The sequence below is a fragment of the Nonomuraea lactucae genome, from assembly GCF_003313395.1.
GTDB lineage: Bacteria > Actinomycetota > Actinomycetes > Streptosporangiales > Streptosporangiaceae > Nonomuraea > Nonomuraea lactucae.
In genome coordinates this window covers 1-1,117 of the sequence record NZ_QNFZ01000444.1, presented here as the reverse complement: position 1 = coordinate 1,117, position 1,117 = coordinate 1, and the positions used below count along the sequence as shown (strand labels likewise).

The window sequence follows — 1,117 nt, the reverse complement described above, 5'->3', positions numbered from 1 at the left end:
GGAGCGCGGGGCCCCGCCTGGGCCGCCGCCTTCGCCGCCGAACGCGCGGCGGCGACCCCGGCCCCCGAACTGGCCGCCGGGCCACCCCCACCTGTAGACCCGGATGTGGTCTTCGTGGGATCCGGTCCTGGCGGCGAGCCGGGGGCGAAGTCATCCGGAGCGTCCGGCCACGACTCGTCGGTCGTCGGCCTGTCATGCGAGGCGGCCGCGGCGGAGCCCTGCGAGGCCGGCCCGGGGGGTTGACCCGGCTCCTGGCCGCCGGACTCCTCCTGGGACGACCCATGCGAGCTCGTACGCCCCGCCGACGGAGCCGGGGACGTGGATTGGGCCGGGGGCGTGTGCGCCTGCTGGTGCGGCGAGGGCTGGGACTGGGGGCGTGCGGGCCCCGGAGGCGGACCCGAGTGTGACCCCCGAGGACGCGGCGCAGCGGGCGAGCCGCCGACGACGGCCTCCACACGCCAGGTGCCGCCGAGCACATCGCCGAGCGCAACGGCGACCACGGCGTCCTTGCCGCCGCCCGTGAAGTTCTTCATCGCGCCGACCTGGCTGAAGCCGAGCGTGACCAGGTTTCCCTCGACACCGACGACCTGGGCGTTGGTGCTCACGTTGGCCCAGACGACGATGCTGCGCTGCTTGAGCGCCGCCAGCACGGTGGGCCACTGCTGCTGGATGGCCCCCACACCCCCTCCGGCCGGAGGCGCGGCCCCTTCCGGAACAGAGGTCGAAGCGGGGCGACCTTGAGCGGGAGCCACCTGTGCCCCGCCGGCTTGAGCCGGAACGGCCTGCGCCCCGCGCTCCTGCGCGGGACCGGCCTCCGCTCCACCACCCTGCGCGGGAACCCCCGGCCGCACCGGCTCCGGCCAGTCGTCGTCCTTGGCTGCTTGACCGCCCGATTCCTTGGCTCCTGGACCACCCGATTCCCTGGCTTTCGGACCGCCCGAAGCCCCGGTGACTCCCGCTCCCCCGGGGGAGCGCGCGATGACCTGCTCCGCGCCGCCCGCCGCGCCCACGGAACCGACCGGCCCGACCGGCCCTGCGGCGCCTCCAACCGCCGTTCCCGCACCCGCGGCGCTCGCAGCACTCGCAGCACTCGCAGCACTCGGGCCCGGCGAGCGGG

At 76.2% G+C, this 1,117-nt stretch carries 1 pseudogene; it reads right to left on the bottom strand.

The features are described from left to right. Nucleotides 1-680: pseudogene (locus DQW85_RS22520) on the bottom strand (DNA polymerase III subunit gamma and tau); the annotation flags it as partial. Nucleotides 681-1,117 lie beyond the last annotated feature (437 nt).